A 14,082-nucleotide genomic window follows, 5' to 3' on the forward strand; every position below is an offset into this window, starting at 1 on the left:
TCTTTGTGATCCCCCTCGCATCGCCATCCGTCGGTGAAAAATAGGATGACATCAGATCGTTCATTTGACAGAAGCGTGGTGTATGGACCCTTTACATGCCGTATTTCTTACCGTCAGCCTGTTTGTCCTGACCTTTTTTAATCCCGGCGCGAATCTCTTTGTCGTGGTGCAGACCAGCCTCGCCTCCGGACGGCGCGCCGGAGTGCTTACCGGACTTGGCGTCGCCGCTGGCGATGCGCTTTATTCGGGGCTGGGACTGTTTGGCATGGCAACATTAATCACGCAATGCGAGGCGCTGTTTTCGCTGATAAAAATTGGCGGCGGCGCCTATCTCCTGTGGTTTGCATGGAACAGCCTGCGCCGCCAGGACACACCGCAAATGAGCCCGCTCGCGCAGCCGGTGGCGGCGCCGTGGACGGTCTTTTTCCGTCGCGGTTTGCTGACCGATTTATCAAATCCGCAGACGGTGTTGTTTTTTATCAGTATTTTCTCCGTCACGCTCAGCGCGGATACGCCGACATGGGCGCGGATGATGGCCTGGGCGGGCATCGTGCTTTCTTCCATTATCTGGCGCGTCTTCCTCAGCCAGGCCTTTTCGTTACCCGCGGTCCGTCGCGCGTATGGGCGGATCCAGCGCGTCGCCAGCAAAATTATCGGCGCAATTATCGGTTTGTTTGCCCTGCGCTTGATTTACGAAGGCATAACCCATCGCTAATCTTTTGTGCTCAGGAACGAAAGCCCGCAGAGGTCATCAGCACTCTGAACAGCGCGCCGACCGCCGCCAGCAGCAGAACGCTGGCGCACCAGATGGCGATCAGCCATACCACGCGGTGGGACCATTTTTTGATTTTCGCCATCAGTGATATCCCTCTCCGTGGCGGATTTTTCCGCGGAACACGTAGTAGCTCCAGAAGGTGTACGCCAGGATCACCGGGATGATGATCAGCGCACCTACCAGCATAAAGCCCTGGCTTTGCGGCGGCGCGGCAGCTTCATGCAGGGTGATCCCCGGTGGAATAATATACGGCCAGATGCTGATCCCGAGCCCGCTGAAACCGAGGAAAATCAGCCCCAGGGTCAGCAGAAACGCGCGGGCATGAAAGTCCGGTCGATACAGACTGCGCCACAGCCACAGGCTGAAGACGATGACCAGCAGCGGAACCGGCAGGAAATAGTACAGATTCGGCAGCGAGAACCAGCGTTCGGCAATCGCGCTCTGCGTCAGCGGCGTCCACAGGCTGACCACCGCCATCACCAGCAACAGGACGATCAACAGCGGACGGGCCAACTGCCGCATCCGGCTTTGCAGCGGATCTTCGCTTTTCATGATAAGCCAGGTCGCGCCCAGTAATGCATAAGTGATGACCAGGCCGAGGCCGCAGAACAGGTTAAACGGCGTCAACCAGTCCAGTTGCGAGCCGCTGAAGGCGCGTCCACTGACCTGAAAACCGCTGACCACCGCGCCGACCACGATCCCCTGGCAGAAGGTCGCCAGTATCGATCCGACAATAAACGATTTATCCCAGAAGGCGCGGTGTGATTCCGTGGCCTTGAAGCGGAACTCAAAGGCCACGCCACGGAAAATCAGCCCGAGCAGCATCAGCAGCAACGGAATAGTGAGCGCATCGGCAATCACCGCGTAGGCCAGCGGGAACGCGCCGAACAGTCCCGCGCCGCCCATCACCAGCCAGGTTTCGTTACCGTCCCAGACCGGCGCGACCGAGTTTACCATCACGTCGCGGTCATGCTTATCGCGAATAAATGGAAACAGAATGCCAATCCCGAGGTCGAAGCCGTCCATGACGATATACATCAGGGTGGCGAAGACGATGATGGCAAACCAGATTACAGACAGATCGAGCGTCATCAGCGTTTCTCCTGATCGAGCGGTTCACCCACCGCGGAAATGGGACGTGCCGGGCGGCCATCGGTTTCAGAGGTCGGTTCCTCCAGCGGTTGCGGTCCCTTTTGGATCAGGCGGATCATATAGAGATAGCCGACGCCAAACACCAGCGAGTAAACCACAAAGAACGCCAACAGGCTGATGCTCATCTGTAGCGTACTGTGCGCCGATACCGCGTCACGGGTACGCAACAGGCCGTAAACCACCCACGGCTGTCGCCCAACTTCGGTGGTCACCCAGCCCGCGAGGATCGCGATCAGCCCTGATGGCCCCATCCACAGCGCGAAATGCATAAAAGGGCGGGAGTGATATAACCGGTTTTTGTAGCGCAGCCACAGGCTGGCGAGTCCCAGCAAAATCATCAGCACCCCCATCCCCACCATCAGACGAAACGACCAGAACACGATGGTTGAGTTGGGGCGCTCATCTTTTGGATAATCCTTCAGGGCGGGTACCTGCTTGTCGAGACTGTGGGTCAGAATCAGGCTGCCTAACGCGGGGATTTCCAGCGCATAGCGGGTTTCTTCCGCGTCCATATCCGGCCAGCCCACCAGCGTCAGCGGCGTGGGTTCGCCCGGCGTGTTTTCCCAGTGTCCTTCAATGGCGGCGATTTTCACCGGCTGATGCTCAAGGGTATTCAGACCATGCATATCGCCAATCAGCGCCTGCACCGGCGCCACCAGCATCGCCATCCACAGCGCCATGGAAAACATTTTGCGGATTGCGGGTGTATCGTTGCCCTTCAGCAGATGCCAGGCCGCCGAAGCGCCGACAAACATTGCGCTACTCAGAAACGCCGCCACCGACATGTGCAGCAGGCGGTAAGGGAATGACGGGTTAAAGATAACGGCGAACCAGTCCACCGGCACCACCTGACCGTTAATGACCTCGAAACCCTGCGGCGTGTGCATCCAACTGTTGGACGCGAGGATCCAGAAGGTGGACATCAACGTGCCCAGCGCCACCATGCAGGTGGAGAAAAAGTGCAGGCCCGGCCCGACTTTGTTCCAGCCGAAGAGCATCACCCCCAGAAAACCGGCTTCCAGGAAGAAAGCCGTCAGCACTTCGTAGGTCAGCAATGGGCCGGTAATACTGCCGGCAAACTGCGAAAAACCACTCCAGTTGGTACCGAACTGGTAAGCCATCACCAGACCGGAAACCACCCCCATGCCGAAATTCACCGCAAAGACTTTAACCCAGAACTGATATAACGAACGCCAGACCGGATTATTTGTTTTTAACCAAAGTCCTTCCAGTACAGCCAGATAGCTGGCTAAGCCAATAGTGATAGCCGGGAAAATAATATGAAACGAAACGGTAAAGGCAAACTGGATTCTTGCCAGCAAAAACGCATCAATATCCATATTTTCTCCCGTTTATATGACGATACCTGCGCATAGAGACAACGACATCCAATAATTAAACGTTAAGCGAAGCGTAAAAATACTCCCCCACGTTAAAACAGGGGGGAGAAATTCACCCGGTCAGGATTTTTTCTTTGGCGTGCTGTCTGGCTTATCGCCGGATTCCGGGGCTTCGGAAGGATCATCTTTTTCGACAGAGAAACGGTTAAGGTGATAAAGCATAGTGCCTCCTTCGGTTATTTTCGCGCGATGCAAATATCACCAATCGTTACCGTTTAAATAGACTTCGGCAACGCTCTGGATAATTTCCTCGCGCCATCATTTATTGCCTGTTAACAAGCCTGTCTGACCATTAAGAATAGACGCTAAGCCCCGATATTCAAGGCAAGAAAATAGCGAAGCGAGGGAAAGGAAATAGTGTCAGTGGGAATTTGAGATTTTCGGATAAAAGCCGGATGGCGGCGGTGAACTGCGCCTCATCCGGCTTACATGATTGTTTACAGGCCCGGTCGCGCAGCGCCACCGGGCCGTTCCGTTAAAACGACGCTTTAATGCCGAGCATCGCCGAGGTGTCGCTGTAGCCTTTATCGCCGACCTGCTGGCCGACGTTGCCCCACAGGGAGACGTTCTTCGTCAGCTGGCCTTCCACACCGGCCTTCAGCTCGCCGATATTGCGGGTGCCGTCCAGATCCACGTTGTCACCGTTCATCGACACGCCGAACTCCTTGCTGTTGTGGATCCAGTTCGCTTCGACAAACGGCTGGAAGGTGCGGTCTTTGCCGTCATCCAGTTTGTTGTGGCCCTTGCCGAACAGACGCACGCCGACGCGGGTCTGCACGTTGCCGTCGCCGTGGCCTTCCACGCGGGTGCCGTTGGCTTCGCGGTGTTCGTCCGCCTTCACGCCCATCCAGGTGACCTGCGCTTTCGGCTGGATGTACAGCGCGTTACGCTCGCTGATGTCCGCCAGTTTCCAGGTGTAGCCGGATTCCACCGACGCGGTGAAGCCTTTTGAGTCGTACTCTTCGGATTCGACGCCGCGACCGGAAACGGTGTTGTCAAACCAGCTGTACTGCGCCCAGGTATCGACATACGCGCCTTCGTGGGTTTCGTTATCCTGCAGCCAGGTGCCGTACAGACCGACGCTGTAACCGCTGATGCGGCTGTCGGCGCGGTTGCCGTTACGCTGGTTTTCCGCCCGTGCCTTCTGGTTGGCGTAGCCCGCCATCAGACCAAGGTGGAAACGGTCGGTGTTGTCGGAAGACCACTGGGCGATGTCGCCGCCAAGCTGCATCACATAGCGGTTGGCCTGCATCTCCAGCTGGCCGCTGCTGTCTTTCTGCCGGGTGTGGCCACCGACGTTGCGCAGCCACAGGCTGGTCACCGCTTTCTCGCCTGTCAGGGCGTCGACGTAATGGGTTTCGCCCAGACGGTCGTGCAGACGGGTGTTAAACATCGTGTTCGCCGCCTGCAGGTTCATGCCGTACAAACCCGCTTCCGGACGCACCGCGTGCTCGCGCGGCGTCTGCGGCTCAGGTTGCGTCGGCGCTTGCGGAGTCAGCGGATCTACCGGGTCCACTGGCTCAGTCGGATCAACCGGTTCCGGCTGTGGTTCCGGCGTCAGCGCGCTGGTCAGATACCAGTTTTTCTCATTCTGCCCTTCCCCACGTTGCAGGGTGTAGTCATACGCCCCCGCCACGATACGCCCGTTCTGGGTAAACACACCGTCAGAATTTCCCGCCACGCTAATAAGCTCAATACCATCGGTGGTCAGCCCGCCTGCACCGCCCGCGTTCAGCACCGTCACGTTCGTGTTACCGGAGGTGTTGCCCTGCACAACCAGCTTATCGGTTGCAGAGGTATCATCGCCCAGTTGGGTATTCATCACGAGATTACCGTTGACGCCAGTGTAGTCGCCGTTCACCGTCAGGGTTTTAAACGTCGCCGCGTCGCGGGTCAGCGAATGGGTCGTCGCGCTGGACGGCATAAAGGTCAGCGTCGAATCGTTCAGCGACAGGTTGGTCAGCTGCGAGTCTTTGGTCATATTCCAGACCGATTGCTCCGCCAGCGACAGGTTGCTCACCGCATCGTCAGTGGTTGCTGCGCCGCCATCAAAACGGGACTGGTTAATCGCGGTGATATCAATCGTCGCAGCATCTTTTGCCTCCAGCGTCCCCACAATATGGACTTTCTGCGGATTGATGGTCACGCGGGAGTCGGCATTTTCAGCCAGGATCGCGACAGCATCCGGGTCGTTGTAATTCACCCCCATCCGCACCTCGCCATTCAGGGTGATTTCGCCGCCCTTATCCGCATGGAGATAATTCCAGCTCCCGCTGCGGGTGGCGTCGACAACGTCAATATCCAGACTGCCGTTAACGGCGATTTTCCCTGCGGCTAACGCCTGATCCATCGAGGCATACAGCCCGGTGCCCGTTGTCTGCTGATGCCCTTTCGCATCAAAAGTGATACTCAGATCGTTGCCGGTATAGACCGTCGAGCCCATTGAGTCGACGCCATCAAGCACCGTCTGATCCGCGCCTGCGTTAAGTCGCATCGTGGTGGTGCCGACGGTAGTGACAGCGGCATCCACATCGACGCCCGGAAAACCGTCTGACAGCCAGATACCGGACGCCACGCCGCCGACGGCGTTGACGGTGACGTCAAGGACTGTATCGCCAAGCGCTTCAACTTTGCCGCCGTTAGCGCTAATCCCGTCAGCAAACTGATCGGCTACCGAGGTCACGGTCGCATTCTGATAGCGAATAAGCGAACGGGCACTCTCTTCCATCGCTTCGGAAATGATCCCGCCAGCATACCCCGTCCCCTTACTGTTGAGGATAACGTTCTCAGCTTCAATGCGGGTGCCATATTTTGCATACACGCCGAAAGCATTGCTGTTTGCCCCGGTCACCGTGGTATTCACAGTGGTATTACCGCTTAAGAGAATGGAACCATTGTTTTTCGCGCCATAAATCCCGGCGATCCCTTTATCATCACGCTTATGGCTCATGTTAACCGTTAAATCATCAGCAACGATCTGCGCCTGTTGCGCATTCAGGGGGGCGCTGATGTTTTCTTCAGTCATAATCGTGACTGCAGACATAAAATCATAATCAGCGTCAAGCGGCAGATCCGGTCTGCCGGGTACGGTTCCGGGAATATAATCACCAATAATATGATTCACGGTAGAGCCGGAACCTAAGTTGATAGTGCCGCTGTTAACCAGCAGGATCGTCCCGCTGGCCAGCATGAAATCACCCGTTTCAAACTCCCCACGGCCATCCACAGTCCTCGTACCGCCAGGGTTGTTAACAGTCACGCTGCCGTTATTGGCCACGGAGATAGTGTTATGTTCACCCGAAGTACTGATGATGTTATATGTTCCACCGTCAGCAAGCTCCCCGCTTCCGGTAATCACGCCATCTCTGTCATAAAGCTCAGCATGGGCATAGTTTGTCATCAACAGGCTGCTGACAAGGAGCGCTGTTGTGGTTAATTTAAATTGTTTCATATCGGTATCCGTAACAGACATCGCGGCGCTAAGACGTATTGCGTGCAATAACGCCATGGCCGATGTGCAATTCCTGGGTTAAACAAAAGTGAAAAAACGCCGGTTATTCCGGGAGTGGTCTTTGCTGGTGCTCACGGTGGCTTCTGTCCGCCATTTTCCACCTGCACAGCAACAGGACAAATGAAATGACCTTAGCTAAAAAATTAAATTTATTATCTAAATATAAAAACAATACCTGTTTAATATATAAGTATTTTATTTATTAGCAGTGTTTTATTCTTTTAAAATCAGGGCAGGAAAATCTTAAGATCATCCCGTTAAGCAATACCCACTTTTTAAGAGTGGGTATTTCCGCAGTGTAAGTATCACCGGTAAATGTCGGATAAGGCGCAACGCGCCTTTTCCGAGGTGACTTATCAGAACGACGCTTTAATGCCAATCATCGCCGAGGTGTCGCTGTAGCCTTTATCGCCAGTCTGCTGGCCGACGTTGCCCCACAGGGAGACGTTCTTCGTCAGTTGGCCTTCCACACCGGCCTTCAGCTCGCCGATATTGCGGGCGCCGTCCAGATCCACGTTGTCACCGTTCATCGACACGCCGAACTCCTTGCTGTTGTGGATCCAGTTCGCTTCGACAAACGGCTGGAAGGTGCGGTCTTTACCGTCATCCAGTTTGTTGTGGCCCTTGCCGAACAGACGCACGCCGACGCGGGTCTGCACGTTACCGTCACCGTGACCGGTTACGCGGGTGCCGTTGGCTTCGCGGTGTTCGTCCGCCTTCACGCCCATCCAGGTGACCTGCGCTTTCGGCTGGATGTACAGCGCGTTACGCTCGCTGATGTCCGCCAGCTTCCAGGTGTAGCCGGATTCCACCGACGCGGTGAAGCCTTTTGAGTCGTACTCTTCGGATTCGACGCCGCGACCGGAAACGGTGTTGTCAAACCAGCTGTACTGCGCCCAGGTATCGACATACGCGCCTTCGTGGGTGGCGTTATCCTGTAACCAGGTGCCGTACAGACCGACACTGTAACCGCTGATGCGGCTGTCGGCGCGGTTGCCGTTACGCTGGTTTTCCGCCCGTGCCTTCTGGTTGGCGTAGCCCGCCATCAGACCAAGGTGGAAACGGTCGGTGTTGTCGGAAGACCACTGGGCGATGTCGCCGCCAAGCTGCATCACATAGCGGTTGGCCTGCATATCCAGCTGGCCGCTGCTGTCCTGCTGGCGGGTGTGTCCACCGACGTTGCGCAGCCACAGGCTGGTCACCGCTTTCTCACCGGTCAGGGCGTCGACGTAGTGGGTTTCGCCCAGACGGTCGTGCAGACGGGTGTTAAACATCGTGTTCGCCGCCTGCAGGTTCATACCGTACAAACCGGCTTCCGGACGCACCGCGTTTTCGCGCGGGGCCGGTGCTGGCCTCTGCGGTTCCGGTTGTGCTGGTGGCGCCACCGGATCGACAGGGTCCAGAGGGTCTACAGGGTCTATGGGGTCTACCGGATCGACAGGGTCTACGGGATCAACCGGATCCGGATCGGGTTCCGGCTGCGGGTCCGGCGTCAGGCCGCTGGTCAGATACCAGTTCTTGTCGTTCTGGCCTTCACCGCGCGCCAGAGTGTAGTCATACGCCCCCGCCACGATACGTCCGCTTTGTTTGAACTCGCCGTCAGAATTTCCGGCCACGCTGATAAGCTCAATACCGTCGGTGGTCAGCCCACCTGCGCCGCCTGCGTTCACCACCGTCACATTGGTGGCGCCGGAAGTGTTGCCGTTAACGATCATCCGGTCAGTCTGAGAACTGTCGTCGCCCAACTGCGTGCGCATGATGATAGTGCCATTATTGCCCGCGTAATCGCCGTCTACCGTCAGGGTTTTAAACGGCACCGTTTCGCGCGTCAGATTACGGCTACTCGCCATAGCCGGAGCAAAGTTCAGCGTCGCGTCATTCAGCGTCAGGTTAGTGACGCTGGAAGAGTCGGTCATATCCCAGCGGCTGCTGCTGCCGTTAAACGCCAGATCGATCACCCCGTCAGAGACTTTCTTCGTGTTGCCGTAGAGATACGAGTTGTCGCCGGTTTTAATGTTAACGACATGTCCGCGTTCGGAGTGAATGTCGCCCCACGCCATAAACTTATTGTTGTTGCTGATATCGACAGAACCGTAAATGGCGAGCAGATCGCCTTTCGCGCTCGCCAGCCCTTGCTGGCTGCCCAGCGTAACGTCGCCGAGAATGCGCGCGTTGGCGCTGCGTAACAGTTCAACCCGATCCCCGCCCTGCGTCTGTACGTTTAGCGTGTTGAGCACAATGTCCTTCGCGTTCACGCCCTGGAGGCCGTACATATTGGTGCTTTCACCGCCGGTGAGCGAAATATCCACGTCGTTTATTCTCACGCTGGACTCTTCGCTGCCGTGAAACAGGGCGCCAATCACGCTGGCGTTGCCGGGCGCCGTTGCCTTGATAGTCAGATTATTCATCGTCAAATCAGAGACTTCGCCGAGGAATGAAAGGCCGGTATTTAAGCCAAATTTATATTCGTCTACCGTATTGGTGACGTTAATATTCACGTCATTAAAATTGATCTTATTTTCTCTGCCGGGTCTGGCCGTGGTCTCATAGTGATCTTCGAGAACCAACCCTTTCACCCCATCAACGGCCGCGTTGGTGTTGATACGGATGTTGGTGTCGCCTTCAAAATCACCATGGCTGCCCACGTTCATCCCTTCCAGATAGACTGCGGAAGTGGACTGCAAATCGACGTTGACATCGCCGGTAACCTTCGTGCTCAGGCCGCGGAACTCCAGCGCTTCAACGGTCGTGGTACCCACTTCGCTGGGGGACTTGCTGTCAGCATAGTTGACGGTCAGGTTGTCCAGCGCGATGGTTGAATCCCGATATGACGTGATGGCGGAGGCCATAATGCTTGACGATACCGTCACCGGGTCGGTAATCGTCATATCAATACGGGTGTCGCCAGTAAGAACCACATTCCCGCTGTTGTCGGCAGAAATGCCAATCGTCGGAACGCCGGTCTGGGTGATAGAGAGATCTTCGGCTTTAAAAGTGCCGCCATAGACCCGAACCGCATCAGCGACGGAGCTGGAGAGCGTCTTATAGCCAATAGTGGAGCCTTTACCGAAATCCAGCATACCACCGCTGACATACACGCTGGCGCCGGTGTTGCCTTCCGGACTGACCATATCAATTTTACCGTTAACCGTAACGCTGGCGTCACTTGCCGATACGCCGATATATTCCATGGCGGCGCCATCGGCAATAGTTAACGTGCGATCAGCTACAGGCGTGCGGCTATCAATAACGATGCGTTCGCCTTCAGCGTAAACCGGAAGCGAAGCGGCAGACAAAATCGAACTTAATAATAAGGCGATTTTACTGGGTTTAAATAAATAAAAAGACATCACAGGTTTCATAATTAAAAAGTACTCCGTTACCTGACGAGCCATATTTTCCAGGCAAATATTCCCATTTGCCTGTACGACATAAATACGTGAGGGATAGTGACTTAAAAGATGGTTGCCAGCAGCAACCGTTTCGATAGGGCTATTTTCGCGGCTGAATGAGGGGATCTCAAATGAAATAACCTTAACTCCACCTCAGACAGTAAATCTGAAATCAAAAATATCATCAGAACTAAATTCTTTAAATAATCTTAAATTAAGAATTAAAAACCAGAAAAGTAAGAAAAGATCATTTCTTAAATCTCAAAGAAGAAATAACGCTTCTGCCCCTCCTCCCTTTAAGACTTTTCGTTATATGGCGATAAACTGCGGAAGATGCTTTTTTATTTATGGCAAAAATAAACCGGCGCCTTTAGCACCGGTTTGAAAATAAAGGTTTTATTGTTATTCAGGCATGCGTTATCGGTTTTTGCTCCGTCTTCTGCTGAGCATTTTCCAGCATCCGGCGTACCGGTACAATCAACACTATTAATACGGCGGCGCAAATCAACAAGGCGATGGAACAACGGGCGAAGAGGTCCGGCAACATATCCAGTTGGTCGGCTTTTACATGACCGCCGATCAGTCCCGCCGCCAGGTTACCCAGCGCGCTGGCGCAGAACCACAGTCCCATCATCTGTCCGCGCATTCTTTCCGGCGCCAGCAGCGTCATGGTCGCCAGACCGATCGGACTCAGGCACAGCTCGCCCAGGGTCAGCATCAGTATGCTGCCCACCAGCCAGAACGGCGACACGCCCGCCCCACCGTTGTTCAGCACGTTTTGCGCCGCCATCATCATCAGGCCAAAGCCCGCTGCCGCGCAGAGAATACCAATCACAAACTTGGTGATACTGCCCGGACGTACATTTTTACGCGCCAGCGCAGGCCACGCCCAGCTGAATACCGGCGCCAGCAGGATGATAAACAGGGCGTTGATCGACTGGAACCAGACAGCCGGGATCTCAAAATCGCCCACCATGCGGTTGGTGTAGTCGTTAGCAAACAGGTTAAACGAGGTTGGTTTTTGCTCAAACGCCGACCAGAAGAAAGCGGCGGAAACCAGCAAAATAAAGCAGACCAGCAGTCTCGCGCGTTCTTTGCGAGTCAGTCCGGCAAAGACAAACAGATAAATAAAGTACAGCGCCACGGAGGCGGCAATGACGTACACCAGCATGCTGGCGACCGCCACCGGATTGATAACGATCACCCCTTGCGCGATCAGCGTCACAATAATGGCGACGCCCACCGCCAGTGCGATCAGCCACGCGCCCACGCCGTTTTTCTTCGCCACCGGACTGTTCCAGGTGGAGTCCAGGCCAACTTCCCTGTCATAGCGTTTCATGGCCGGAACGGCAAACACGCGGAAGATGATCAGCGCCACCAGCATCCCGATCCCGCCGATGCCAAAGCCCCAGTGCCAGCCGTGGGTTTTAATCAGCCAGCCGGAGATCAGCGGGGCGATAAACGACCCCATGTTGATGCCCATGTAGAACAGCGAAAAGCCACCGTCACGCCGCGCATCACCTTTTTTGTACAGGGTTCCGACCATCACTGAGATACAGGTCTTGAACAGGCCAGAGCCCAACACGATAAACATCAGACCGATAAAGAACAGGTTATCGCCCATCCAGGCGGAGAGCGCGATAGACAGATGACCCAGCGCGATCAGAATCGAGCCATACCATACCGCCCGCTGCTGGCCGAGCCAGTTGTCCGCCAGCCAGCCGCCCGGTAACGCGGCCAGATACATCGTCCCGGCAAAAATCCCAACGATAGCGGAGGCATTTTCGCGCGCCAGTCCCATGCCGCCTTCGTAAACCGTCGCCGCCATAAACAGAATTAATAATGGACGAATGCCGTAAAAGGAAAAACGTTCCCACATTTCAGTGAAGAACAAGGCGCCCAACGGATAAGGATGGCCGAAGAACGTTCGGCTTTCGTTTTTATTAACAGAGGAATGCATAATTTCTCCCGAAAGGGTGTGTCGTTTTGCTTGTAGACACTGAATTGCCGCCGGTCCTGAGAATATCAGGCCGATCATTACATTCAGCGAAATATTATTTAACCATTTGATAACCATGCGGCAGTTTTGTCTAGTGCCGAAGGGGGGACTTTAAGGCAAAAACTCGACAATCGTCTAGTTTTATAGATTTTCTGTTGGCATAAACGGAAATGTGATTGACTTCCCTTTATCGCTCCTCGCTGCGTGGCTCCCCTCTCTGTTTTAAGACTAATCCCAGCGCCAGTGCCGACTATGCTTAATGTTTAAAAAACGTCCTTAGCGATTCAAACACGTTTTTCATTTTCCTTTTTTACCGACCGGAGGCCTGGCATGAGCAACCTAGGCAATAACCAGGGTGAGAATCATCTGCCCGTAACGCCGCCACCTGAAATCGTCCCCATCACCCTGAATGTCAACGGCAAGCCGCAGCAGTTGCACGTGGATACCCGCACCACCCTGCTGGATGCGCTGCGTGAGCATCTGCATCTGACCGGCAGCAAAAAAGGCTGCGATCATGGGCAGTGCGGCGCCTGTACCGTGCTGCTGAACGGTCGTCGCATCAACGCCTGTCTGACTCTGGCGGTGATGCACCAGGACGCCGCAATCACCACCATTGAAGGGTTGGGCACGCCCGACGCGCTGCATCCTGTGCAGGCCGCTTTTGTGCGACATGACGGCTACCAGTGCGGCTACTGTACGCCGGGTCAGATTTGCTCTTCCGTCGCGATGTTGCAGGAGATCGAAGAGGGGATCCCCAGCCACGTTACGCTGGATCTGGTCTCGCCGCCGGAAATGACCGCGAACGAAATTCGTGAACGGATGAGCGGCAATATCTGCCGCTGCGGGGCATACAGCAATATCCTTGCCGCCATAGAAGATGCCGCCGGGGAACTGAAACCATGAAAGCCTTTACCTACGAGAAAGCGGCAACGCCCGCAGACGCGGCCTCCAGCGCCCGCCGTCATGGCAATGCGAAATTCATTGCGGGCGGCACGAATCTGCTCGATCTGATGAAGCTGGAAATTGAAACGCCCACCCACCTGATCGATGTGAACGGTCTGGATCTGGATCAGATTGAGGCCAGCGCCGACGGCGGCCTGCGGATTGGCGCGCTGGTGCGCAATACCGACCTGGCGGCCGACGAGCGTATTCGCCGTGATTACGCGGTGCTTTCCCGCGCCCTGCTGGCTGGCGCGTCGGGTCAGTTGCGTAATCAGGCCACGACGGCGGGAAACCTGCTGCAACGCACGCGATGCCCCTATTTTTATGATACCCACCAGCCCTGCAATAAACGCTCGCCGGGCAGTGGATGCGCCGCGCTTGGCGGATTCAGCCGTCAGCATGCCGTGGTTGGCGTCAGCGACGCCTGCATCGCCACCCACCCCAGCGATATGGCCGTGGCGATGCGCCTGCTTGACGCGGTTGTCGAGACGGTGAACCCGGACGGCAACGAGCGCCGTATTCCCGTCGCTGATTTTTATCGCGCCCCGGGCGACACGCCGCATCTCGAAAATGTCTTACAGCCAGGCGAGTTTATCGTTGCCGTTACCCTTCCCCCTCCCGTGGGTGGGACGCATATTTATCGTAAGGTGCGCGATCGCGCCTCATATGCGTTCGCGCTGGTCTCGGTTGCCGCCATTGTGCAGCCAGACGGCACCGGACGCGTGGCGCTCGGCGGCGTCGCGCACAAGCCCTGGCGAAAGGCGGAAGCCGACGCACAACTGCCGCACGGCGCGCAGGCGGTGTATGACGCGCTGTTTGCCGACGCGCATCCCACGGCGGAAAACGCATTCAAGCTGATCCTGGCGAAGCGGACGCTCGCCTCAGTGCTGACAGAAGCGGGGGCATAAGCG

General features: G+C 55.8%; 10 protein-coding genes. 3 read left to right on the forward strand and 7 right to left on the reverse strand.

Annotated elements, in window-relative coordinates; all coding sequences use genetic code 11:
• The first annotated feature begins 82 nt into the window (after positions 1-82).
• Positions 83-715, forward strand: coding sequence for a LysE family transporter (locus OOJ60_RS16185; RefSeq protein ID WP_181821910.1), 633 nt, complete (start codon positions 83-85; stop codon positions 713-715).
• A 10-nt stretch (positions 716-725) separates the two neighbouring features.
• On the opposite strand, the gene OOJ60_RS16190 is transcribed toward OOJ60_RS16185, so the two are convergent.
• The 7 genes from OOJ60_RS16190 to OOJ60_RS16220 all read right to left on the reverse strand — a co-directional run bounded on the left by OOJ60_RS16190 (position 726) and on the right by OOJ60_RS16220 (position 12,190).
• Positions 726-857, reverse strand: a complete 132-nt coding sequence (locus tag OOJ60_RS16190; RefSeq protein WP_060569116.1) for a DUF2474 domain-containing protein — start codon at positions 855-857, stop codon at positions 726-728.
• Positions 857-1,867 carry a cytochrome d ubiquinol oxidase subunit II gene (gene cydB / locus OOJ60_RS16195; RefSeq protein ID WP_060569117.1) on the reverse strand — a complete coding sequence of 337 codons (1,011 nt, stop codon included), beginning with the start codon at positions 1,865-1,867 and terminating at the stop codon, positions 857-859. Before cydB ends, OOJ60_RS16190 begins: the two co-directional genes overlap by 1 nt.
• The gene (locus tag OOJ60_RS16200; protein WP_042286123.1) at positions 1,867-3,267 is read right to left on the reverse strand and encodes a cytochrome ubiquinol oxidase subunit I; all 1,401 of its coding nucleotides are present in this window, start codon (positions 3,265-3,267) and stop codon (positions 1,867-1,869) included. Before OOJ60_RS16200 ends, cydB begins: the two co-directional genes overlap by 1 nt.
• 120 nt (positions 3,268-3,387) lie before the next feature.
• A complete protein-coding gene (locus OOJ60_RS16205) occupies positions 3,388-3,489 on the reverse strand; it encodes a hypothetical protein (protein ID WP_205612898.1) in 102 nt (33 codons plus the stop codon).
• A 313-nt stretch (positions 3,490-3,802) separates the two neighbouring features.
• Positions 3,803-6,778 carry an autotransporter outer membrane beta-barrel domain-containing protein gene (locus OOJ60_RS24765; RefSeq protein ID WP_320338993.1) on the reverse strand — a complete coding sequence of 992 codons (2,976 nt, stop codon included), beginning with the start codon at positions 6,776-6,778 and terminating at the stop codon, positions 3,803-3,805.
• 416 nt (positions 6,779-7,194) lie between these two features.
• The gene (locus OOJ60_RS16215) at positions 7,195-10,188 is read right to left on the reverse strand and encodes an autotransporter outer membrane beta-barrel domain-containing protein (RefSeq protein ID WP_233470903.1); all 2,994 of its coding nucleotides are present in this window, start codon (positions 10,186-10,188) and stop codon (positions 7,195-7,197) included.
• Between the two features lie 448 nt (positions 10,189-10,636).
• Positions 10,637-12,190 (reverse strand): peptide MFS transporter, encoded by a 1,554-nt coding sequence (locus OOJ60_RS16220; protein WP_042286126.1) that lies wholly within the window; start codon positions 12,188-12,190, stop codon positions 10,637-10,639.
• Between the two features lie 369 nt (positions 12,191-12,559).
• Between OOJ60_RS16220 and paoA the strand changes: the two genes are divergently transcribed.
• Together paoA and OOJ60_RS16230 are read left to right on the forward strand one after the other, a co-directional pair.
• Complete coding sequence (paoA, locus tag OOJ60_RS16225) at positions 12,560-13,132, forward strand: aldehyde dehydrogenase iron-sulfur subunit PaoA (protein ID WP_042286127.1); 573 nt, start codon at positions 12,560-12,562, stop codon at positions 13,130-13,132.
• Positions 13,129-14,079 (forward strand): FAD binding domain-containing protein, encoded by a 951-nt coding sequence (locus OOJ60_RS16230; protein WP_060571145.1) that lies wholly within the window; start codon positions 13,129-13,131, stop codon positions 14,077-14,079. The genes paoA and OOJ60_RS16230 overlap by 4 nt, the downstream gene beginning before the upstream one ends.
• Positions 14,080-14,082 lie beyond the last annotated feature (3 nt).

Origin of the sequence: Citrobacter sp. R4 (assembly GCF_026719175.1) — a bacterium.
GTDB classification, from domain to species: Bacteria; Pseudomonadota; Gammaproteobacteria; order Enterobacterales; family Enterobacteriaceae; genus Citrobacter_A; species Citrobacter_A sedlakii.